Genomic DNA, 22063 nt, shown 5'->3' with positions numbered 1-22063 from the left:
TGTAATCGTCCAAGAATACAGATTAACAAGGCGCCCGTAGCTCAGCTGGATAGAGCATCCGCCTTCTAAGCGGATGGTCGCAGGTTCGAGTCCTGCCGGGTGCGCCATTAGGCAGCTTTGGCACAAGTAACGCAACATGGCAATATGGTGGGCGTAGCTCAGTTGGTAGAGCACGGGATTGTGACTCCCGTTGTCGAGGGTTCGATCCCCTTCGTCCACCCCATATTTAGAAAGGCGCCAGATTAATAATCTGGCGCCTTTGCTTTAAAAGCTTGATACGCGGATGTGGTGGAATTGGTAGACACACTGGATTTAGGTTCCAGCGCCGCAAGGTGTGAGAGTTCGAGTCTCTCCGTCCGCACCATACAAGTAGCTATTTAATAGCAGAAAACGGCGCAGTACCTGAAAGGGGCTGCGCCGTTTTTGTTTTAGAAGTCTGAAATTTTCAAAGCGGCCGCAGGTCCTGGGTCGAAAGGGTGGGTCGAGTCGTCGGATTTATGTTTCGCGATGATGCCGATTCGCCCGTCGGTCCCCTTGTGGGGTCGGCTGTCAGGGGCGGATTGCCGGTTCCTTCTATATATAGAAGGATTGGTGCAGAGCCCTGGCAGGATTGGTTGTATTTGCTAACAGGGCGAGGCACAACCGTTTGTCCCCGCCTATAAACTGCCTGCTGCTTTTTTACCCGTTTTCAGTAGGGTGACTTCTTGAGTTTGACCCACTAGAATGCATGCCCTTGATTCTGGGGTCGGAAACGGCCGGCTAACGTCTGTGCAACGAGGAATATCCATGCAAGTTTCTGTTGAAAATACTTCTGCTCTTGAGCGCCGCATGAGCATCACCGTGCCGGCTGAGCGCATCGAGACTCAGGTCAACAAGCGTCTGCAGCAGACTGCCCAAAAGGCCAAGATCGCTGGCTTCCGTCCAGGCAAAGTGCCAATGAGCGAAATCAAGCGCCGTTTCGGTGCTGATGCGCGTCAGGAAGCCGTTGGTGACGTGATCCAGTCCTCTTTCTACGAGGCTGTAGTTGAGCAAAAGCTGAATCCGGCTGGCGCTCCTTCGATCGAGCCGAAATCGATGGAAGCCGGCAAAGATCTGGAATACGTCGCAGTATTCGAAGTGTTCCCTGAGTTCACCGTTGCTGGCTTCGAAGGTATCACCGTAGAGCGCCTGAGCGCTGACGTGGCTGATGCCGATCTGGACAAAATGCTGGACGTGCTGCGCAAGCAGAACACCCGTTTCGAAGTGGCCGATCGCGCTGCCCAGAACGAAGACCAACTGAACATCGATTTCGTTGGCAAGGTCGACGGTGAAGTGTTCGCTGGCGGTTCTGCCAAAGGTACTCAGCTGGTTCTGGGTTCCGGCCGCATGATCCCTGGCTTCGAAGAAGGTCTGGTAGGTGCTAAAGCAGGCGAAGAGCGTGTTCTGAACCTGACCTTCCCAGAGGACTATCAGAACCTTGATCTGGCAGGCAAAACTGCTGAGTTCACTGTTACCGTGAACACAGTTTCCGAGCCAAAATTGCCAGAGCTGAACGAAGAGTTCTTCGCTCAATTCGGCATCAAGGAAACTGGCCTGGAAGGCTTCCGCGCCGAAGTTCGCAAGAACATGGAGCGCGAACTGCGTCAGGCGATCAAATCCAAGGTCAAGAATCAGGTAATGGACGGTCTGCTGGCCACCAACCCGATCGAAGTGCCTAAGGCTCTGCTGTCCAACGAAGTTGACCGTCTGCGCGTGCAGGCTGTTCAGCAGTTCGGCGGCAACATCAAGCCTGACCAACTGCCAGCCGAGCTGTTCGAAGAACAAGCCAAGCGTCGCGTTGTGCTGGGCCTGATCGTGGCGGAAGTGGTCAAGCAATTCGACCTCAAGCCTGACGAAGCTCGCGTTCGCGAAATGATTCAGGAAATGGCTTCGGCTTATCAAGAGCCTGAGCAGGTTGTGTCCTGGTACTACAAGAACGACCAGCAACTGAACGAAGTTCGTTCGGTTGTGCTGGAAGAACAAGTTGTGGATACTGTTCTGCAGAAAGCTAGCGTGACCGACAAATCGGTCTCTTACGAAGAAGCGGTCAAGCCGGTAGAAGCTCCACAAGCCGACTGATTGTTTTTGCGGTAAGAAGTACACACCATAAGCCAGCCTTCGTGCTGGCTTATGCGTATTCAAGACATAACTATTTGGGAGTGACTGCGAGACATGTCCCGCAATTCTTATTATCAGCAGAGCTCTGACATCCAGGCCGCAGGCGGCCTGGTCCCGATGGTTATCGAGCAGTCCGCCCGTGGCGAACGTGCCTATGACATCTACTCGCGCCTGTTGAAGGAGCGAGTGATCTTCCTGGTGGGTCCGGTAGAAGACTACATGGCCAACCTGGTGGCGGCGCAACTGCTGTTCCTTGAAGCGGAAAACCCGGACAAGGACATCCATCTTTACATCAACTCACCAGGCGGTTCGGTGACTGCAGGCATGTCGATCTACGACACCATGCAGTTCATCAAGCCAGACGTGTCCACTACCTGTATCGGTCAGGCATGCAGCATGGGTGCCTTCCTGCTCGCTGGTGGTGCAGCCGGCAAGCGTTTCTGCCTGCCGAACTCGCGCATGATGATTCACCAGCCGTTGGGCGGCTTCCAGGGTCAGGCGTCGGATATCGACATCCATGCCAAGGAAATCCTCCACATCCGTTCGCGTCTGAACCAGCTGTTGGCTCATCACACCGGTCAAAGCCTCGAAACCATCGAGCGTGACACCGAACGTGACAATTTCATGAGCGCTGAGCGTGCGGCTGAATACGGCCTGATCGACTCCGTGATCGACAAGCGTAAAATGCCCGCCTAAGCAGCCCAAATGTAGGTGGTTGGGTTAAACCGACCGCCTGCGGACTTGAAAAAGCCCGCAATAGCCTTCATCTTGTGTTGCAAGCCTATCGGATTTGGATCGATCGAATGACTGACACCCGCAACGGCGAGGACAACGGCAAACTGCTCTATTGCTCCTTCTGTGGCAAAAGCCAGCATGAAGTGCGCAAATTGATTGCCGGCCCCTCGGTCTTTATCTGCGACGAGTGCGTCGACCTGTGCAATGACATCATCCGTGAGGAGGTGCAGGAAGCCCAGGCCGAAAGCAGCGCGCATAAATTGCCTTCGCCTAAAGAAATCAGCGGCATCCTTGATCAGTACGTGATTGGTCAGGAACGTGCGAAAAAGGTTCTGGCCGTAGCGGTGTACAACCACTACAAGCGCCTGAACCAGCGTGACAAAAAGAATGACGACGTCGAACTCGGCAAGAGCAACATCTTGCTGATCGGCCCGACAGGCTCGGGTAAAACCTTGCTTGCCGAAACACTGGCTCGCCTGCTGAACGTTCCGTTCACCATTGCCGACGCAACCACCCTCACCGAGGCGGGTTACGTGGGTGAAGATGTCGAGAACATCATTCAGAAGCTGCTGCAGAAGTGCGATTACGACGTAGAAAAAGCCCAGATGGGCATTGTCTACATCGATGAGATCGACAAGATCTCGCGCAAGTCTGACAACCCGTCGATTACCAGGGACGTTTCCGGTGAAGGCGTGCAGCAGGCCCTGCTCAAGTTGATCGAAGGTACGGTCGCTTCCGTTCCGCCTCAAGGTGGTCGCAAGCATCCGCAGCAGGAATTCCTTCAGGTCGACACCCGTAACATCCTGTTCATCTGCGGTGGTGCGTTCTCCGGTCTGGAAAAGGTTATTCAAAACCGTTCCACCCGTGGCGGCATCGGTTTCAACGCAGAAGTGCGCAGCAAGGAAGAAGGCAAGAAAGTCGGTGAGTCCCTGCGTGAAGTCGAGCCTGACGATCTGGTCAAGTTCGGTCTGATCCCGGAGTTCGTCGGTCGTCTGCCGGTGCTTGCCACGCTGGACGAGCTTGATGAAGCTGCGTTGATGCAGATTCTCACCGAGCCAAAAAATGCTCTGACCAAACAGTACGCCAAGCTGTTCGAGATGGAAGGTGTGGACCTGGAATTCCGGGCCGACGCTCTTAAATCGGTCGCCAAACGTGCCCTGGAACGCAAAACCGGTGCCCGTGGACTGCGCTCGATTCTCGAAGGTGTATTGCTCGACACTATGTATGAAATCCCCTCGCAGTCCGAGGTGAGTAAAGTAGTGATCGATGAAAGCGTTATAGAAGGCAAGTCCAAGCCACTGTATATCTACGAAAACAGTGAGCCGGCTGCCAAGGCTGCGCCAGACGCCTAAGCGTCACGCTGCTGGAATAAAGAAGGGGCCTTCGGGCCCCTTTGCTATTAGCGCGTTTTAACACTGTCTTTGCGCTTGTTTTTTTTGAAGGCAGCCCCCATCTTGGTTTCAAGCTTACTTCCATCTGTTTACGGCCTTATGGCCGCCGTAGAGGCGAAATCATGAAGACGACCATCGAATTGCCTCTCCTGCCATTGCGTGATGTTGTGGTTTATCCGCACATGGTTATCCCGCTGTTCGTGGGGCGCGAGAAATCCATCGAAGCCCTCGAGGCCGCGATGACGGGCGACAAGCAGATCCTTCTGCTGGCTCAGAGAAACCCTGCTGACGACGATCCCGGTGAAGATGCACTCTATCGCGTAGGTACCATTGCGACCGTCCTGCAGCTGCTCAAGCTGCCTGATGGCACGGTCAAGGTTTTGGTCGAAGGTGAGCAGCGGGGCGCCGTTGAGCGCTTCAGCGAAGTGGACGGCCACTGCCGTGCCGAAGTCTCACTGATTGACGAAGTCGACGCGCCTGAGCGCGAGTCGGAAGTGTTTGTCCGCAGCCTGCTGGCTCAGTTCGAACAATATGTGCAGTTGGGCAAGAAAGTCCCTGCTGAAGTCCTGTCGTCGCTCAACAGCATCGACGAGCCAGGCCGCCTGGTCGACACCATGGCCGCGCACATGGCCCTGAAGATCGAGCAGAAGCAGGAAATTCTCGAAATCATTGATTTGTCCGCTCGGGTCGAGCACGTTCTGGCGTTGCTGGATGCCGAGATCGATCTGCTGCAAGTCGAAAAACGCATTCGTGGTCGCGTTAAAAAACAAATGGAGCGCAGTCAGCGCGAGTACTACTTGAATGAGCAGATGAAAGCCATTCAGAAAGAACTCGGCGACAGCGACGAAGGCCACAACGAAATCGAAGAGCTGAAAAAGCGCATCGATGCCGCCGGTCTGCCGAAAGATGCCTTGGCCAAGGCCCAGGGCGAATTGAACAAGCTCAAGCAAATGTCGCCAATGTCCGCGGAAGCGACCGTGGTGCGTTCGTATATCGACTGGCTGGTTCAAGTGCCGTGGAAGGCTCAGAGCAAAGTGCGTCTGGATCTTGCGCGCGCAGAAGACATTCTCGACGCCGACCATTACGGCCTGGAAGAAGTCAAAGAGCGGATCCTCGAATACCTCGCCGTGCAAAAACGTGTGAAGAAAATTCGTGGTCCGGTGTTGTGCCTGGTCGGTCCTCCTGGGGTGGGTAAAACCTCTCTGGCGGAGTCGATTGCACACGCTACCAACCGCAAGTTCGTCCGCATGGCCCTCGGTGGTGTGCGCGATGAAGCGGAAATTCGTGGTCATCGCCGTACTTACATCGGTTCGATGCCAGGAAGATTGATTCAAAAGATGACAAAGGTGGGTGTCCGTAACCCGCTGTTCCTGCTCGATGAAATCGACAAAATGGGCAGCGACATGCGTGGCGATCCGGCGTCGGCGTTGCTGGAAGTGCTCGATCCCGAGCAGAACCACAACTTCAACGATCACTATCTGGAAGTCGACTACGACCTGTCCGATGTGATGTTCCTTTGCACCTCCAACTCCATGAACATCCCGCCGGCGCTGCTGGACCGGATGGAAGTGATTCGTCTGCCGGGTTACACCGAAGACGAGAAGATCAACATCGCCGTCAAATACCTTTCGCCCAAGCAGATTACTGCCAACGGCTTGAAGAAAGGCGAGCTGGAATTCGACGCTGAAGCGATCCGCGACATCATTCGCTATTACACTCGCGAAGCCGGTGTACGGGGGCTGGAGCGCCAGATTGCCAAGGTTTGCCGCAAGGCGGTCAAAGAGCATGCGATGGAAAAACGCTTCTCGGTGAAGGTCACTGCCGACATGCTGGAGCACTTCCTGGGCGTGCGCAAATTCCGCTACGGCCTGGCTGAATCGCAGGATCAGATCGGTCAGGTAACCGGGCTGGCGTGGACTCAAGTGGGCGGCGAACTGCTGACCATTGAAGCCGCTGTCGTACCGGGCAAAGGCCAGCTGATCAAGACGGGTTCCCTGGGTGACGTGATGGTCGAATCGATCACAGCAGCCCTGACCGTCGTGCGCAGCCGCGCGAAGAGCCTGGGGATTCCCCTGGACTTCCACGAGAAGCGTGACACTCACATCCATATGCCGGAGGGGGCGACTCCGAAGGACGGCCCTAGCGCCGGTGTAGGCATGTGCACGGCTTTGGTATCGGCATTGACCGGGATTCCTGTGCGCGCGGACGTCGCCATGACGGGCGAAATCACGTTGCGCGGTCAGGTATTGGCGATCGGTGGTTTGAAGGAAAAACTGCTCGCTGCTCACCGTGGCGGAATCAAGACTGTGATCATTCCTGAAGAGAACGTACGCGATCTGAAGGAAATTCCTGACAATATTAAGCAAGATCTACAGATTAAACCGGTTAAATGGATTGACGAGGTCCTGCAAATTGCGCTGCAATACGCGCCGGAGCCCTTACCGGATGTGGCTCCCGAGATAGTTGCAAAGGATGAAAAACGCGAGTCTGACTCTAAGGAAAGAATTAGCACGCATTAGTACGCATTTGCCTGGGGGGCTTCCTTGACAGCTTTTTAGAGCCCTTGTTATAAAGCGGCTCTTAAGTAGTGTCTGTAGGCCATTCAGCACTCGTTTTTGCTTCACCAAAAAACTTAGAATCATACTCAAATAGATATAAGGGGACTTAGAGTGAACAAGTCGGAACTGATTGATGCTATCGCTGCATCCGCTGATATCCCGAAAGCTGCTGCTGGCCGTGCGCTGGACGCTGTAATCGAATCCGTCACTGGCGCTCTCAAGGCCGGCGATTCTGTTGTTCTGGTTGGTTTCGGTACCTTCTCCGTCACTGATCGTCCAGCTCGCATTGGTCGTAACCCACAGACCGGTAAGACGCTGGAAATCGCAGCCGCTAAGAAGCCAGGTTTCAAAGCCGGTAAAGCACTGAAAGAAGCTGTCAACTAAGTTCGATTCAGGTTTTTGCCTATCCGGGTCGGGGTCATGCCTGACCTGGCAGCGGAGCGGTAGTCCAGTCGGCAAATTGCCGATCCGAGACACCGAGGCTCGCAAGTTCGAGTCATCGGTCCGCTCCGCCAGTTACGAGAAGGCGCATCCTCGGATGCGCCTTTCTTCTATCCGGATTCTACCCACGCTCCACGGTTGCCTAATTTTGAAGTTCAACCGTTTCTGGGGGACGCATGCTGCAGAATATCAGGGACAATTCACAAGGCTGGATTGCCAAGACCATTATCGGGATCATCGTTGTACTGATGGCGTTCACCGGTATCGAGGCCATTTTCCAGGCTACGACCAACAGCCAGGATGCGGCCAAGGTCAATGGTGAAGAAATCAGTCAGAACGAGCTGAGCCAGGCGGTCGATATGCAACGCCGTCAGCTCATGCAACAGCTGGGCAAGGACTTCGATGCTTCCTTGCTCGACGAAAAAATGCTGCGCGAATCGGCCCTCAAAGGTTTGATCGATCGCAAACTGCTGCTGCAAGGCGCAGAAAAATCGAAATTCGCTTTTTCCGAAGCGGCTTTGGATCAGGTGATCCTGCAAACGCCTGAATTCCAGGTGGATGGCAAGTTCAGCGCAGAGCGTTTCGACCAGGTTATCCGTCAACTCGGCTACAGCCGCATGCAATTCCGCCAGATGCTGGCTCAGGAAATGCTGATCGGTCAGCTGCGAGCTGGCCTGGCGGGTAGCGGTTTCGTCACCGACGCACAGGTTCTGGCCTTCGCCCGTCTGGAAAAACAGACCCGCGATTTCGCTTCCCTGAACGTCAAGGCTGACCCGGCGGCTGTGAAGCTGACCGACGATGAGGTCAAGGCCTACTACGACGAACACGCCAAGGAATTCATGACGCCGGATCAGGTGGTCATCGATTACCTCGAGTTGAAGAAGGCTTCCTTCTTTGATCAGGTCAGCGTCAAGGACGAAGACCTGCAAGCGGCTTATCAGAAAGAAATCGCGAACTTGTCAGAACAACGTCGGGCCGCGCACATTCTGATCGAAGTGAACGACAAGGTGACCGAGGCGCAAGCCAAGGCGAAGGTCGAAGAGATCAAGGCGCGCCTGGCCAAAGGCGAGAAGTTCGAGGCCCTGGCCAAAGAGCTCTCCCAGGATCCAGGTTCGGCTAACAACGGCGGCGACCTCGGTTTCGCAGGCCCTGGTGTTTACGATCCAGCCTTCGAAACAGCGCTGTATGCGTTGGCCAAGGATCAGGTTTCGGAGCCGGTTCGCACCGACTTCGGTTTCCACCTGATCAAGCTATTGGGTGTTGAAGCGCCTGAAGTACCGACACTCGCCAGCCTGAAGGACAAGCTCACCCGCGAGCTGAAAACCCAGCAGGTCGAGCAGCGTTTCGTCGAGGCGACCAAGCAACTGGAAGACTCGTCGTTCGAAGCTTCCGATCTGGCTCAGCCAGCGCAGGACTTGAAACTGACCGTTCACACCTCCAAGCCGTTCGGCCGTGAAGGTGGCGAAGGTATTGCAGCCAACCGTGCCGTGATCGCCGCTGCGTTCAGTCCTGAAGTGCTGGATGAGGGTGCCAACAGCACCGCCATCGAGCTCGACCCGGAAACCGTGATCGTGCTGCGTGCCAAGGAGCACCTGAAGCCTGCGCAATTGCCACTGGAAAGCGTCGATGCAAGCATTCGCGTGCAATTGGCCAAGGAGCACGCCAGTGCAGCGGCCAAAACCAAGGCTGAAGAGCTGATCGTCAGCCTGCGCGACGGCAAGACACCGTTGGACAAGGCGATTGACGGCCAGAGCTGGAAAGTGACGCAGGCAGCCACTCGTGGCCAGGAAGGGATTGACCCCACCGTGCTGCAGGCGCTGTTCCGCATGCCAAAACCGGCAGCCAAGGACAAGCCAACCTTCAGCAACGTGACCCTGTCCGATGGTAGCCTGGTGATCGTACGTTTGAACGGCGTGAACGAAGCTGCGGCGCCGACCGAAGAAGAGAAGGCTCAATACCGACGCTTCCTCGCCTCGCGCATTGGCCAGCAAGACTTTGCGGCTTACCGCAAACAGTTGGAAAGCGAAGCGGACATCGAGCGTTTCTGATGCCCGACTGAGTTTTTCGCTACATAAAGACCCCGGCCGAAAGGCCGGGGTTTTTTATGGATGAAAGGTCAACCGGCCGGGGTACCCCGTCGCATGGGGCGTTGTCGAGCGACTTTTTCCTGTAAGCGGCAGTCATTACCCTTGTAACTGTTTCAAGACACTAATCGGTGCGACGCTAAGCATCGATCTGTTGCACAATACGCCTCGGACCGTTTTCTTCAGGATGTTCAATGTTTAAATCAATTCCCATGCGTGTTGCCGGGCTGGCGTTTGTGCTGGCCACCGCGGCCGGTTGCTCGTCGGATAAAGCCGCCATCTATGAGCATGAGAACTTCGACGACTCCGGAACGTTTTCCCGTAACTACCCGGTGACCGATGCACAGACCTGCGAAGCTGCCCGTCGGGCGTTGCTCAGCCAGGGGTACATCATCACCAGCAGCGATCCAAAACTGGTCAGTGGCCACAAGAGTTTCCAGCAGACCGGCGATACGCACATGGAGATCAGCTTCAGTGTGGTCTGCGCCGATGACGGCACTGAGGGGCATCATGCCACTATGTTTGCCAACGCCCTGCAGGACCGTTATGCGCTGAAGAAGACCAACAATTCCGCCAGCCTTGGTGTAGGTGTGTTGGGCTCGGTGTCGATGCCGATTGGCTCGTCCGACGACTCGATGGTCAAGGTCGCCAGCGAAACCGTTTCGTCGGCCAAGTTCTACGAGCGTTTCTTCGCTCTGGTCGAGCTGTTCCTGCCGCCGGAAGCGAAGAAAGCCGCGCATATCCCCGAAAAGCCGAAAACCGATTTGGGCGTACCTGAAGCCAAGGCTGCACCGGCTCAATTGGCGCCGACGCCAGCACCCGCAGCAGAGCCTGCTCCAGCCCCGGCTGCGGAGCCCGCACCCGCACCGGCTGCGGAGCCCGCACCCGCACCGGCTGCCTCGGAGCCGGTTGCACCACCGCCTGAAACCGCGCCGATTACTCCGGCCGAAAACACTGAGCCGGCACCGTCCACGGAAACCGCGCCACCACCAACGGACTCGAGCCTGCCTCCACCGACCGAGCCGATTTCGGCCATGCCTGTTACTTCCCAGTAGTCGGGTCTGACGTCAAGGGATCGTGTCAAACGATCACCTAGCGGTCCTTAAAATTGATCCACGTCACCCCAGGCCGTTGTCCTACGGCCTGTATCGAAAAAATCCTGTGATAAATTCCTGACTGCCTGCTACGTTTTATTAAGTAGCAACAGAGTGTCGTGCCCGCGTCATTTTTCTTTCACGTGGGCACTTTATGCTCAGGGCGCTGGTCATTTATTCAGGCTTTTTTAAACGAACGGTGGGGGATTCAAAAATGGACGATTATCAAGAAGAGTTACTCGAGTATCAGGCATTCGAACTGGACCCGCTGGAGCCCGCAGAAGACGCTACCGAGCTGTAAGCGTCAGGCGGATTGGCGATGACTGCGGCGAAACTCGCCGGGTGTCTGGCCGTTCCAGCGTTTGAAGGCCCGTTGAAACGCTTCGGCTGAGGCAAACCCCAACAGGTAGGCGATTTCTCCGAACGCCAGTTCGGTATCGCGGATATAGGTCATGGCCAGATCGCGACGTGTATCGTTAAGAATCGCGCGAAATTGCGTGCCTTCCTCGGCGAGTTTGCGACGCAAGGTCCAGGTCGGCAGCTTCAGGCGTGCCGCCACTTCTTCCAGGTCGGGTTCCCGACCACCATTGAGTAACGGCCCCAGTAACTGAGTGATGCGTTCACGCAGGCTGCGGGTGCGTGTCAGTTGCTCAAGTTCCCGTTCACACAGTTGCAACAGGTGCCGCCATGTACTGGGGCAGTGCACCGGATTACGTTGAGCGAGGCTGGCCAGACTCAGACGCAATTGATTCTGTTCGGCGCCGAACTGGATCGGGCAATCGCCAAGCACGGCATACGCCTCGCGGTAATCCGGTTCGCAAAACTCGATTTCGATGCGTTCGGCGCGCAGTGGTTCAGGGCTTACGCTGGACAATTGCTGCAACCATCCCGCGATGATCGAGTCCACCACGAAGCGGTTATAGGCGTTGTAAGGGCTGATGGAGTAGAACCGCAGCCAGGCGCCTTGGGCGTCTTCATGAAAGCTCGACTGACCGCGATAGTTGGAGCCGTACAAAGCTTCGAAGCGAATCAGGCAACGCGCCGCTTCTCGCACCGTCGGCGCCTGTGCAGCGGTGACGCCGGCCAGACCAGCCTGGCTCAAGCGGCTGAGTTGGCCCATGCGCAAACCCAATGCCGGGTCGTTGGTCAGCGAAATGGCACCGTGGCCCAAGCGCATGTAGCGTGGGATTGAGAGCCGAGCGCCGGCTTCACCCAACCGCGCTGCATCCAGGCCGTATTGTTCGAGCAGTGGCTGCGGGTCTATGCCGTGGCTGCGCACAGCGTCTGCCAGGCTATGAACAAAGCCCACCGACAGATCACCGAGCCGCATCGGCAACGGTTTCATGGTTACAACCAGAGGTTCAGCAAACGCGCGCCACGGGCATTGCCGTCGGCGAAATGCTGCCCGTTGCGACTGAGAAAACTTTGCCCGGCGCTACCCTGATCCCAGAACTGACCGCGCAGGAATACGCTCATGCCGGCAACGGCCTGGCTGCTGGGCGGTTGAGCGGTCAGTGTCAGGCGATGCCAGGCCTGGCCTTCGCTGAGTTCGCCGGCCTTGAGACTGACGGAACCGGGTGTCGACAGCCCCTTGTAACCGCGCCAGGGTTTATCCCAGGTGCCGCGCCCAGTGACGAATGCCGGGACGGCGACAAACTGTGCGCCCTGGTCGTCGAGCTTGCGGTAGTTGTCCGGGTACCAGCTGTCACTGCCGATCAGCACACCGAGGCGTCCGGCCGGGGTGTCGACGACGTTGAGCGTATGTTCGCCATTGGCCTTGATGACGTCATGTTCATCGAAGATCGGATGCATCTGGCGCTGGGGCTGGCCGATCGGCAGGCCGTCGCGGCCGAACACCACACTGCTGTTGTACAGCGCGCCGCGGCCGATTTTCAGGGTGCCGTCGATGACACTGGGGTCGGGCAGTACGATGGAACCCGCCACCAGCGTCACGTTGAATTCTTTCGCCAGACCACCAAACAGTGCCTGGTAATCCTTGGCCATGCCCTTGGCCTTCATGCGCAGGTGAGCATCGTCCAGACGGTTGTCGCCCTCGGCGCTGATCAGTGCGCGGACGAACTTCAAGGGGTTGCTCACCGCCAGCCAGTTCATGGCTTCCTTGAGCGTGGTGGCCTGGTACAGCTCGTCTTTTTCGCCGCTGACCATCAACCAGGTCCCGACGTGTTCGGGCAGCACGACGATGGTTTTTTCATTCAACAGCCCCTGTTCCCGGGCCTTCTGCAAATAGGCCGCAAGCTTGCGCTGCAAACGCTCGGAGCTTTGATAGTCGGTGGGAAACAACTCGGGCTGGATACCCAGCAGGTTGCCGCGATCGGCAGGCGTGCCCTGATCGACGGCGAGATCGATACGCAGGTCCGACAGGTAATGCCCCACCGGACGATCCGCGGCCCACATGGCGTAGGTCGTGAGGGCGGCGATCAACGCCATGGAGAAGGTCAGGTACAGAAGTTTGCGCATGGAAAACAGTCAACGGCCGTGTGCAGGCATAAGTTTTCATTATGATTAAAATCGACGGCTACAGCAAATCAATGGGTTGGCGGCGAAGTTTCCATCTCTCTTAAAATTAAATTTGCACCTAATGTGAGATTGGTATGGTTCGTGAGCTCTGGCAGTGAAGACGATACACCTATATGAAGCAAAAAAAATTTACAAGCACGTAGCGACGTACGACTGGTTTGAGTTTGAAGTATTTAAACGATATTTTGGATCGTTTTTTGTGACTTCTTGCAGATCAGCAGCAGTGCTAAAAAGAGCTAAAGAGCTAAAGAGCTAAAGAGCTAAAGAGCTAAGGCGCAGAGCGGAAGGAGAGGGTAAATTGCAACAAGTGTTATAGGTATTCTAGTTATGATGTTTAATCACAACTCTCAAAGGACGCCTGGAGTAAAAATTCATAATCGCTTCTTTTGCTTGAGTTCGACTTACAATAATTTGTCCCTTTATATAATCAGGGTCGGATTCGGTGAGTGCATAGATTTTATTGGCGGCAATCAAACTGGATATTGCTTTAACAGTGCATCCTGTTTCTGCGCAGAGAAAATTAAGTGTGGTATATTTTTTATAGTGAGCTTTTATTTTTTTTAAAATTTCATTTGAGACAAAATGATTACACCTAAATTCAGTAAATTTTGCGAATCCAGTTGAAATAAATCTTGTATGAATTAAATGTTGGCTGCACTTTACTTTTAGTGCTACTTCCTTCAGTGAGTGGTGGTTGTTGCGCCAAATAGTCGCTTCTTCTAAACTATCACCAGTGCAATACTCTCGCCCGACTGTTCCGCGTGAAGGTAGAGCATGAGATAATCTAAGCAGGCCACAGGCAATCATTGGTTTTATATCTTTAACATTGACGCGTAACAACTTGGCCGTTTCCGCAAAATTCACCAAGTTATTTGGTCCGAGCGGCTGTTTTATAATGTTAGCTGCCACGTCATTCATCGCATTTAATAGCTCCTTTGGTAGATGGTCTCGACGGTATACCGGGATGTTCGTTACGTACGGGGGGGAACCTATTCTGATAGGGGCACAATTTGAAAGTAAGTAATCAATTACTTTGGCGTGTAATGTGGTTCTGGAGCGGATTTCAGATTTGAGGATGTATTTCTCATTAAACTGCCTGACTGAGGATAGTGGTGTAAAAAATCCTTCAAACTTATGAAGAACTACTGTCTTTAGTAATCCGGACTTTAGAAGCCTTCGAACTCTAGCTGGAGTAGTGTGTAGTAATTCGGCGGTTTCGTTGGTGTTAAGTAGCTTGAATTCTGGTGATATGGTCGTAGGTTTGGTAATTTTATCCCAGGTGACAGCATCATGATTCATCATGGATTCGCACATGTCCGGGCAATTATACAATGCTGGTTGTACGTATTCGTTAGCGTGAATGCAGCGTTGCTCAGATTTTAACTGTGTAACATTTTGCTCGGTTGAAAATACGAACTTAAGTTCTTTTTCGTCGAAGAGTAAATCGCTGCAACAACATCCGGTAGGGTGCCTATTGGGTCTCGCCTGCTGAGAGGAGAAAAGAAACTCCATACCATATTTGCTTAGAGTTGTATCTTGACTGAGGATGAAAGGGGCAAGCAGGGCGCGGCGATGTAAAGAAGGAAATTGCTTCTGTAATTTAATAATTTCGTTAAAAAACGCAGTTTTTTTTCCGTTGGCAATGTTAACGCAGATCTCCATGAGAAATGAGCGATTATTGGTAGTGGACAAAAATCTAAGTGCATTCATACAAGACATAAGCAGGTCAAAAAAATCCGCATTGTTCTCATGCATGGCACAATCAATGATTTTACTGAAGTGATCGTGCACAACAGTAGTGGGGGCCATGCGTAGATCAAAGCCACACTCGCAGTAGTAATCGGCAAGTTTCAACCAGTTAAGAGGGGTGCTGCATTGGGGGCACGTATGAATATAATTTTCATTGTGAATGGGGCAAACGTCGGACCAACGAAAAGTGTGCATTTTGTTGAGATAACCGGCGCGGATGCAAGATGGGCATAGTGCCAACGTAACCCGTAGCATAGACGCAGGGTATAGTACACCGTCGATGCTGATAAAATACCGGGTCCCATCCCGCCTTAATACATGAAACGCACGATTAATTAGCTCTTTATCTTCCAGTGTTAACCTTTCGTGCCGCGTAAAAAGTTTGTGAGCTGGGGAGCCTTGCCATAGACGAGAAACATCGCCATGTAGCTTCAATTTGAAGGCCCGATTAAAGACATCAAGATTGTTAAAGCCATTGCATGCTGCCGTGCGGAGTAACATGCTGATCGCGCTTTCATCTTGCTCAGGTATGGGCGTGTGGCATAGGCGAAACATGGAGACACCGATTAATATAAGGATTTCCTAAGTTGAGCGAGAGACATTTCATAAGGGTTTTTTTTTGTAACTCGCGTTGTAAAGTTGATACGGTCTGCGCTGATTGAAAAGTCAGATGACAATAAATTTTGGTCATCACGTTCTAAGGCATCGGTTATTGCTTCATACAGCAGAGTGCGTATTGAACGCATGTTCCCGCCCGTGAGGGCGTATAGTGCTAACACCATTTTTTCATCGGTTAATGCAGGCATTTTTTTGAATTCCATCGTCCTGGCGATTTCGATAGAAAATGCTCGGATAAGCCTAACAAGATCGTTGTACTCCTTGGGAGAACCAAGTGTGAATGGATTTAGACGTGCAATATGTGGGAAGCGACCAGATAATGCAGAGTGGTATTTAATGATTTCCTAACATACAGGTGTGCCGACTAAAATAACTTCTCCCCTAAATAAATCAGTTAGTACTTTTATCCAATCACAAACGCTTTCTTGTGTCCGTATAGCTCCTCGTCGTAAAAGGTGTTGGAGTTCATCCAAAAATATGAGCTCCGTTTGACAACTGGTTAATAATGCCCTCAGCCGGTTTTCTAGGGCCCACATGGGTTGGTAGGTGCTGTCTGTTTGGAAGCACTGAAGTAAGGCGACAACTACTCCTTTGATTGTGACGTTGTTAGGAATGATGCAATAGATTGAAGGATAGAGTTCTTGAAGGCCCCCCTTAACTTTCAGTGTTGAAGCTTGATCCAGTTTAGCGATTACATGGTCGCAAACACGGGTTTTACCTGTGCCTGGTTCGCCAAGTAACAATGCGCAGCTTGGTTCACCCCTAAGTTTGGTAGCTTGTATTGAACGGTTAATTGTATTCAATGCCTCTCGAAATTGCGGGTGTGCAATTGTGAAAGATTTAAAACGCAATAGTTTTGCTTGCGCTTCACTGTTCATTGGAACCACCCTTTAGAAAAAATGTGGGGTAGTCTGTAGAGTCAACTATGGTTAGTGGACGTTGTGATGGTAGCGATGGTGGAGTCCGTTTTTTTAGTGCGGTTTTTTCTTTGCGCGACTTACCTTTGTAAGATTCTATCAACTGGTTAAGTTCATACATTTTCTGGGAGGCTTTACTGCCATCAAAATCTCGTTTTTCATCTTTGAATGCCTGCAAGACTCGTTCATGATCGGAGAGGGTTAAACCATTCTGATAGCCACTGCGGGTCGCGTATGCCGGGTGCCAATCTTTAGGAGTATCGGGATGGGCCACCCAGACTGTGCCAAGATCGCAGGGATTAAAATAAACAAAGGCTTTTTGTTGAGCCGACAGCCGCTCGGCAACTTCGGGTAAGCCAGGCCCTGTCCAAAACAAGTGTTTTGATTGCACCCTGCCTCGAGAGATTCTTAACCGCCACGTGCTTAAGCACAGTTGTTGAAGATCGTCTGCAGAATAGCGCTCAGCGGGTGGAGACAGCTTTTCCAATTCTTCGCGTTTTTTTGCAGGGCTGGTACCTAGACCCTCATGATAGGTGTTGTGATATACCTCCAGCCACGCTTCAAAGGCGCTGCGCAGTTCGTGAAGTGTCATGCAGGCGCGATCTTCGGAGGGATAGTCACCTAGCGTGAGGTGGCTACTTTTAGTGGTGCCTGGCAGGTTGTTGCAAAAACTCGTATTAACTGTGCCAAAAAAGCGTTCGATGAACGCCTTGGCATCGGGATCCCCTACGGGGACATAATCGATAACAATACCTAGCGTATTGAACGTATTTTGGACCCAGTTGTTAAAAACCTCCGAGCCGCGATCGGTAGTGACACTCGCATATTTACCGTTCCTAATAATTGCGCGGATCGCCGCCCGAATGGTTTTTTCCGCGCAGGGCGCACCTATGTCTATATCATAACCAGGGCACTCTCGACATGCAGGGTTGAATAACGCTGATAAGATAGGACGACCGATACAGCTACCTTGCTGATCGATTACATTAACATTCATGGTCAAGGTGTCATATTGAACGTTGGCGTTCAGATCATTATCGACATATAAATGCCCGCCGAACTTATGGAGCCGCTGCGCAGCTTTCAAGCCCTGTCGTTTACGGGTCACTAGAAAGCGGTCCATCGCTAATATTCTACGTCTAAAAGTTGCATACGACGGAATTTCTAGAGCTAAATTTCCAAGGTTGGATCGGCGGTTATTTTCAACTGTTATATGTGCCTCTAACAATTTATATGAGTGCGTTACGGTAGGGCATTCTCGTTGCAGGTAAGAGGTTTTGATGTAGTGGGTAATGAGTTCTTCCACAAGGTGGGGAGTTCGTTTCGCTCGTTTTGAGTCATAGCGTTTGAGTAATGAAAAGGGGTTTCGATTACTCATGCGGTATTTGTGAGTCCACCTCCACACTGTTGAGACGCTGGGGGCGTGCAGGTCGCCAATTTTATCAGCTATACGTCCTATCAATGCCTTGGTGGCATCTTTTGGTAAGCGACCTTTCAATACTTTGTTACACGCTTCAATGTACTTAAGGCGATATCTGAAATGCTCCTGTTGTTTGGCTGGTAACGAAACTAATTGTGAGGCCTCGCTCAAATCAGCGGGCGCTCGTTGGTGTTGGACTAAGACTCCTTTCTGTTCCATCGTGGCAAATGAGTCAAAGTCAAGATAACGGTGATAGTGATGAATTAGCGAGCACAGAGAGATCGTATTATCTACAATCGAAATAATTTCATACACTTGGCTGTCCAGTGTATATTGTGCACCAATTTTCGGAGTGGTTGTGTCCATCTTTTCGACCCTCAAGTAGGGTGTTCAATGTTATCCGTTTGTTTAAGTTGAAAGTCAAACTTTGGTCGAACATTGCTTTGTAAGTGGAGCGGGCGCTTGGTCTGTTACCCATTGCAAACAGATCTCCCAGCCTAATCGGATAAGTGACCGCTTCGAGTTGTCTAGCGCAGTCGCCGAGTTCATCTTTGCCAACGTTAAAAGAGTGAAGATACAAGAACTTTAAGTTTCTCAATATTTCGCCTTTACGAATGGTGTTTTCGTCGGCAAATCTTAATGAGTGACCCCTGCTACTGAAGTAGTGACTGGCTGCACCCAGTTTGGTCTTGACTCGGCTAGAAAGCTTTTCGAAGTTTGCTTTGACTTCGGTGTAATATAGTGATTCGGAAGTCTCTACTAGAAAATCAGGTATGTAGTCTTGAGTTTTCTCATTGACGCATATTTTAAACGCGCCGGGACGAGCATTATAGCATTCCACTATAGGGTCAAACTCAAGGAGAATGCAATAATCGGCCTCCAGCATGCTATCGCAAACGATTTGTCTCTGGTTCTTCTGAGAGGGGAAATAAACAGTATGTTTACCAAGGTAAAACTTCTTCGGTAATTCGTTGAGGGTTTGTAAAGTATGCATCAAACACCTCCTTGTTTGTCCTGGTTGTGGTTGATCGGCGGGCCTATTCCACAGAGTTTACATAAAATTTCAAATGTTCTTCGAAGCCGTCTAGTTAATAAATTGAATAAATCCTATTTGTTGTTAACTGCTGCTCTCTGGAAAAGAGCGGTAAATCGATTGAGCTTATGAAAGTCTCTAATTGATAAAAATTATTATTGCTACTCCAAGCGAAGAATACGGATGCTCGGTGGCTCATATGGTGGCAAGGTGATTCTATTTTTGGGAGCCATTTTTGGTGTGAGCGCTAGGGTAAAAATAAACCTCATTGTTTGATTTTTCTAGAAGTAAGCGATGAATGGTGCGAGTGGGTTAAATATGTAATCAATAGAAGCTGTTGCGTCAATTGATGTTTACCTTAGTTGGTAAAAAATTTACCTTGGTTGGTAAATTAGTTCTAATATTTCGAAATTACACGTACATCCATCCGATCTCCCATCTCGAGCGTTTCGCCAGGGTGTTGACACTCTTCCAAGGGAGTAGTGGCACATGTTCGGCAGCGTTGCTGGACCTTCTTATGTGCGGCTTCGTTCGGGCAAATGTTTAAGGGCGATCTGACCTTGTTCCGCTGGGGCGGGCAGCTCTTGGCAATCGTTGACGTGTTTTGTTCGGATCAATCAAGGGGGCGAATGCAACCTGTGCGCCCGGTACCCCCGTGGTGAGAGATTCTTCCAGGAGTTAGTTTTTGCAGATGTTTTCTTTGCCGGTTCCCATGTTATAAATGTCGGAGCTTAGCGAGTTAAACACATATCGAATTTTGCTCACTGTCTGGCTATTTTTGTGGCTGACAAAAACTCGCCCCTCGGTGGATATATATGTTTTTGGTTGTCGCTTGTATTTTTTCAATACCGTGAGTTTTTTATCGTCATGCATACCCGTTAATCATTTTCTCTAGAGTTGTTAGGGGGGTATGAAGCCTCTGGCTAGATGGGAATTATAGCTTCTGTTTGTTATGGACGTGCGCACTGGAAACTACTTGTAAGTCGTCGTGCGCTGCGCTCTATGGCTCTATGGCTCTATGGCTCTATGGCCATGGGGAGGGGGTTAGTGTTTCTTTCTCATCGAAGTTTGATAAGGCCGCTGCCCGGTTTCTTTATATTTGTAACGCCGCTATATATTCCGTTTTGGCTTTATCGTTTGGGGGCAAGTCCTAAATATTAATGCGCATTGATCTGCCGTGCCCAGCAGTTGTGTGTGCTGTGCTTTTTGAGAGGCATTGGAAGCTTGAGGTCGGTATCTAGTCAGCAGCTACGCGCACTACTTTGTTTCAATTAGTCGAGAGTAGCAATGGTTTAGCAACGTGCGAAGTGCCATCTATTTATCTGTCGTTAATATGGCAAGTATTTAATGTAGTTGTATTGTTTGGATTCAATTAATATGCCGACGCATATATCTTTATTCTATTGGACTTGCGGTAGTTCTGCGACATGCTCGATTTTCGCATTACGGCTTAGTGATGTCATTATGCCGTGCAGCGTATTATTTTGTACTGTATTACGTAGCATGTAGTTACGCTGTACAAAGGCGGCAATCACACATCTGTTTTTCAAAGTTACTGACACGGGGTAATTCAAAGTTACCCAAGGTGATGACCGTTTATCGGGAATTTAGTCGCAGTTTAGTATCATTTAACGGGTAACCAGCGACTATTGAGGGCGTAGCCTCTCGCGCTTATTCGTCTCAGTGACGTGCATACTTATAACCTGGGGTTAACTTTTAATGAGTTTTGATGCCGATTGGACGTTTAATACTCCAGCATCGGCAGACGATTAGTTACATATACTAATACGACACCTTGCAAAAGTATGCCGCTGTCTTTCCGCCGCGCAGTGAATAGGTGGTCGACGGATGCTGAAGCAGCACGCTCTCACGGCTTTTTCGCCATCTGGAGTTGCCGCTCCTCGTCGTTTAATGCCTGCTTCGAGCTGAAGTGGCAGCCGAATGCGTCATGGGAGGAGGTGGTCGAGCCTTGAGCTGGGCCAGACCCAAAGGAGGCCTCGGCGGTTGAATGGCTGAGGAGTGGCCTGGCAGGAGCGTCCACTCTGGCGACTAACTTCGACTCGGTCATCGTGGCGCTTGTTGCCGTATGTACTGCCGCTACCCTCCCGCGGGCGTACACAGGATTCCGGTGGTTTCATTGGCCTCACGCTTGAAGTATGTTGGACTTCGCTGCCGCATTGATCTAATGACGGCCACCTGATAACGATTGGCCGGACGTTGGTGTACGGTCTTGCTCATCACGGAGTTCCACTCGCGGCGGGTGTCCCAAGATGTCTGATCAGCCTCTGAGATACGGTAGTTACCAATGGTTTGAAGAAACCGCAGAGGAGCTTCCGCTCAACTCGAGTGAGCTCGAGGTGCGCCTGGCCATCGCCGAGTTCGTAATTCGGCGGGTTGCCGGGACACCCACCGGGGAAGAAATTTTCAATGGGTTGTTACAGCTTTTTCAGAATCGATATCCCCACCACAAACTGCTTTCGCATTATTTGCTCAGCCCTGGTTGCTTGGCCCCGGACGGCGAGGACGGCGAGGACGGCGAGGACGTTGAGCCAGAGGCGGAAGAAACGACTTTGGGATTCGGCGCACTCGATGAGCGGCTGGTCAATAACCTGCGCCATCGCGATGAAAGCGTGGAGCCATCCGGCCCGTTGGCGGGAGTAGGTCCCGATCTCCCGCCTGGCGACACTCGTCGTCGAAAACCGTAAGTCAGCAGTCCTGACAGTGACAAAAGCGGATCGACAGATAGTGCCCTCACGTCTCCGGCGGTGATGAAGGGGGTAATTCACTCCCCCGTTGTGGCGTTTTGTGGGGTACAGCTCGCGTCAGAGCTTCACTCCGGCGTCATCATTACCGCGAGGGTCATCTTGATGAATTCTTCATTTCGGTCGATCGCCACCAGGGCGCCGCGTACGTTATCCGCGACTTCAACCGCACCACGCTGCTCTACCCAGTTTGAAAGTTCCAGGATGGCAGCTTCCAGGGCGAGTTGGTTTTCATTGAGTTTGGACAACAAGGAAGGCAGCAGGTCTGAGGTGGGCATGGTGTTTTCTCCGTGAAGAGAAAAGCGTAGCAGGGCGTGGCGGCCTCCGATGGAATTAGCTGGCAGTGGCTGCTTGTGGAAAGCAACTGAGGCTGGGATGGGTAGCTCGCGTGAATCGTTTTTCAAAACCTGGGCTTAACCAGACGTCATGAGTAGCCACTGTAGAGCGGTGTAATCGGATTGGTCGCTCTTGTCGTTCCGGTTTTCCTCAGCCCCATTGCTGAGATTGGCAAATCGGCTAAGCCTGGGAATGGGAGCAGCTTCGCGCTAGACCGCTTTGACCGATTTGGCGGCCAGTTCCAGGCTCGC

General features: G+C 52.1%; 17 protein-coding genes and 3 tRNA genes. 12 read left to right on the top strand and 8 right to left on the bottom strand.

Annotated elements, in window-relative coordinates; all coding sequences use genetic code 11:
• Positions 1 to 30: 30 nt before the first annotated feature.
• From ACA055_RS20040 to ACA055_RS19990, 11 genes are all read left to right on the top strand, one after another.
• Positions 31 to 107: transfer RNA gene (locus tag ACA055_RS20040), tRNA-Arg, on the top strand.
• Positions 108 to 147: 40 nt separating this feature from the next.
• Positions 148 to 223, top strand: a tRNA-His gene (locus ACA055_RS20035).
• A gap of 56 nt (positions 224 to 279) precedes the next feature.
• Positions 280 to 364 (top strand) — tRNA-Leu (locus ACA055_RS20030).
• Positions 365 to 786: 422 nt separating this feature from the next.
• Positions 787 to 2097, top strand: coding sequence for a trigger factor (gene tig, locus ACA055_RS20025; RefSeq protein ID WP_497680221.1), 1311 nt, complete (start codon positions 787 to 789; stop codon positions 2095 to 2097).
• 93 nt (positions 2098 to 2190) lie between these two features.
• Positions 2191 to 2832, top strand: a complete 642-nt coding sequence (clpP, locus tag ACA055_RS20020; RefSeq protein WP_105344076.1) for an ATP-dependent Clp endopeptidase proteolytic subunit ClpP — start codon at positions 2191 to 2193, stop codon at positions 2830 to 2832.
• Positions 2833 to 2939: 107 nt separating this feature from the next.
• Positions 2940 to 4223, top strand: coding sequence for an ATP-dependent Clp protease ATP-binding subunit ClpX (gene clpX / locus ACA055_RS20015; protein ID WP_054596541.1), 1284 nt, complete (start codon positions 2940 to 2942; stop codon positions 4221 to 4223).
• Between the two features lie 161 nt (positions 4224 to 4384).
• On the top strand, positions 4385 to 6781 hold the full coding sequence (gene lon / locus ACA055_RS20010) for an endopeptidase La (protein ID WP_045060166.1): 2397 nt from the start codon (positions 4385 to 4387) through the stop codon (positions 6779 to 6781).
• A 150-nt stretch (positions 6782 to 6931) separates the two neighbouring features.
• Positions 6932 to 7204, top strand: coding sequence for an HU family DNA-binding protein (locus tag ACA055_RS20005; RefSeq protein ID WP_002552737.1), 273 nt, complete (start codon positions 6932 to 6934; stop codon positions 7202 to 7204).
• Between the two features lie 233 nt (positions 7205 to 7437).
• Positions 7438 to 9309, top strand: coding sequence for a SurA N-terminal domain-containing protein (locus tag ACA055_RS20000; protein ID WP_497680220.1), 1872 nt, complete (start codon positions 7438 to 7440; stop codon positions 9307 to 9309).
• Positions 9310 to 9539: 230 nt separating this feature from the next.
• Positions 9540 to 10400, top strand: a complete 861-nt coding sequence (locus ACA055_RS19995; protein ID WP_497680219.1) for a DUF2242 domain-containing protein — start codon at positions 9540 to 9542, stop codon at positions 10398 to 10400.
• A gap of 193 nt (positions 10401 to 10593) precedes the next feature.
• Complete coding sequence (locus ACA055_RS19990; RefSeq protein WP_497680218.1) at positions 10594 to 10740, top strand: hypothetical protein; 147 nt, start codon at positions 10594 to 10596, stop codon at positions 10738 to 10740.
• A gap of 3 nt (positions 10741 to 10743) precedes the next feature.
• On the opposite strand, the gene ACA055_RS19985 is transcribed toward ACA055_RS19990, so the two are convergent.
• The 7 genes from ACA055_RS19985 to ACA055_RS19955 form a co-directional block, all read right to left on the bottom strand.
• A complete protein-coding gene (locus tag ACA055_RS19985; RefSeq protein WP_497680217.1) occupies positions 10744 to 11784 on the bottom strand; it encodes an AraC family transcriptional regulator in 1041 nt (346 codons plus the stop codon).
• Positions 11785 to 11786: 2 nt separating this feature from the next.
• A complete protein-coding gene (locus ACA055_RS19980) occupies positions 11787 to 12917 on the bottom strand; it encodes a carbon-nitrogen hydrolase family protein (protein ID WP_497680216.1) in 1131 nt (376 codons plus the stop codon).
• A 381-nt stretch (positions 12918 to 13298) separates the two neighbouring features.
• Entirely contained in the window at positions 13299 to 14786 is a 1488-nt protein-coding gene (locus tag ACA055_RS19975) for a hypothetical protein (protein WP_497680215.1), read from the bottom strand.
• 506 nt (positions 14787 to 15292) lie between these two features.
• Positions 15293 to 15532 carry a hypothetical protein gene (locus tag ACA055_RS19970; RefSeq protein ID WP_497680214.1) on the bottom strand — a complete coding sequence of 80 codons (240 nt, stop codon included), beginning with the start codon at positions 15530 to 15532 and terminating at the stop codon, positions 15293 to 15295.
• Between the two features lie 156 nt (positions 15533 to 15688).
• Positions 15689 to 16222: a TniB family NTP-binding protein gene (locus tag ACA055_RS19965; RefSeq protein ID WP_497680213.1), complete on the bottom strand. Its 534-nt coding sequence runs from the start codon at positions 16220 to 16222 to the stop codon at positions 15689 to 15691.
• Positions 16212 to 18047 (bottom strand): TnsB C-terminal domain-containing protein, encoded by a 1836-nt coding sequence (locus ACA055_RS19960; RefSeq protein WP_497680212.1) that lies wholly within the window; start codon positions 18045 to 18047, stop codon positions 16212 to 16214. Before ACA055_RS19960 ends, ACA055_RS19965 begins: the two co-directional genes overlap by 11 nt.
• Positions 17989 to 18675 carry a hypothetical protein gene (locus ACA055_RS19955; protein WP_497680211.1) on the bottom strand — a complete coding sequence of 229 codons (687 nt, stop codon included), beginning with the start codon at positions 18673 to 18675 and terminating at the stop codon, positions 17989 to 17991. Before ACA055_RS19955 ends, ACA055_RS19960 begins: the two co-directional genes overlap by 59 nt.
• 2309 nt (positions 18676 to 20984) lie before the next feature.
• Here ACA055_RS19955 and ACA055_RS19950 point away from each other — a divergent pair.
• Entirely contained in the window at positions 20985 to 21419 is a 435-nt protein-coding gene (locus tag ACA055_RS19950) for a hypothetical protein (RefSeq protein ID WP_497680210.1), read from the top strand.
• Between the two features lie 125 nt (positions 21420 to 21544).
• Here ACA055_RS19950 and ACA055_RS19945 read toward each other — a convergent pair whose 3' ends face one another.
• Positions 21545 to 21754 (bottom strand): hypothetical protein, encoded by a 210-nt coding sequence (locus ACA055_RS19945; protein WP_419712687.1) that lies wholly within the window; start codon positions 21752 to 21754, stop codon positions 21545 to 21547.
• Between the last annotated feature and the right edge of the window lie 309 nt (positions 21755 to 22063).

This window comes from Pseudomonas sp. LBUM1657 (assembly GCF_059716075.1).
This window is presented reverse-complemented; position numbering and strand designations above follow the sequence as displayed.

Coding starts and splice junctions, on each gene's coding strand:
- tig (WP_497680221.1), top strand. CDS start 787: ATGCAAGTTTCTGTTGAAAATACTTCTGCTCTTGAGCGCCGCATGAGC.
- clpP (WP_105344076.1), top strand. CDS start 2,191: ATGTCCCGCAATTCTTATTATCAGCAGAGCTCTGACATCCAGGCCGCA.
- clpX (WP_054596541.1), top strand. CDS start 2,940: ATGACTGACACCCGCAACGGCGAGGACAACGGCAAACTGCTCTATTGC.
- lon (WP_045060166.1), top strand. CDS start 4,385: ATGAAGACGACCATCGAATTGCCTCTCCTGCCATTGCGTGATGTTGTG.
- ACA055_RS20000 (WP_497680220.1), top strand. CDS start 7,438: ATGCTGCAGAATATCAGGGACAATTCACAAGGCTGGATTGCCAAGACC.
- ACA055_RS19995 (WP_497680219.1), top strand. CDS start 9,540: ATGTTTAAATCAATTCCCATGCGTGTTGCCGGGCTGGCGTTTGTGCTG.
- ACA055_RS19990 (WP_497680218.1), top strand. CDS start 10,594: ATGCTCAGGGCGCTGGTCATTTATTCAGGCTTTTTTAAACGAACGGTG.
- ACA055_RS19985 (WP_497680217.1), bottom strand. CDS start 11,784: ATGAAACCGTTGCCGATGCGGCTCGGTGATCTGTCGGTGGGCTTTGTT.
- ACA055_RS19980 (WP_497680216.1), bottom strand. CDS start 12,917: ATGCGCAAACTTCTGTACCTGACCTTCTCCATGGCGTTGATCGCCGCC.
- ACA055_RS19975 (WP_497680215.1), bottom strand. CDS start 14,786: ATGGCCCCCACTACTGTTGTGCACGATCACTTCAGTAAAATCATTGAT.
- ACA055_RS19970 (WP_497680214.1), bottom strand. CDS start 15,532: ATGCCTGCATTAACCGATGAAAAAATGGTGTTAGCACTATACGCCCTC.
- ACA055_RS19965 (WP_497680213.1), bottom strand. CDS start 16,222: ATGAACAGTGAAGCGCAAGCAAAACTATTGCGTTTTAAATCTTTCACA.
- ACA055_RS19960 (WP_497680212.1), bottom strand. CDS start 18,047: ATGGACACAACCACTCCGAAAATTGGTGCACAATATACACTGGACAGC.
- ACA055_RS19955 (WP_497680211.1), bottom strand. CDS start 18,675: ATGCATACTTTACAAACCCTCAACGAATTACCGAAGAAGTTTTACCTT.
- ACA055_RS19950 (WP_497680210.1), top strand. CDS start 20,985: ATGTCTGATCAGCCTCTGAGATACGGTAGTTACCAATGGTTTGAAGAA.
- ACA055_RS19945 (WP_419712687.1), bottom strand. CDS start 21,754: ATGCCCACCTCAGACCTGCTGCCTTCCTTGTTGTCCAAACTCAATGAA.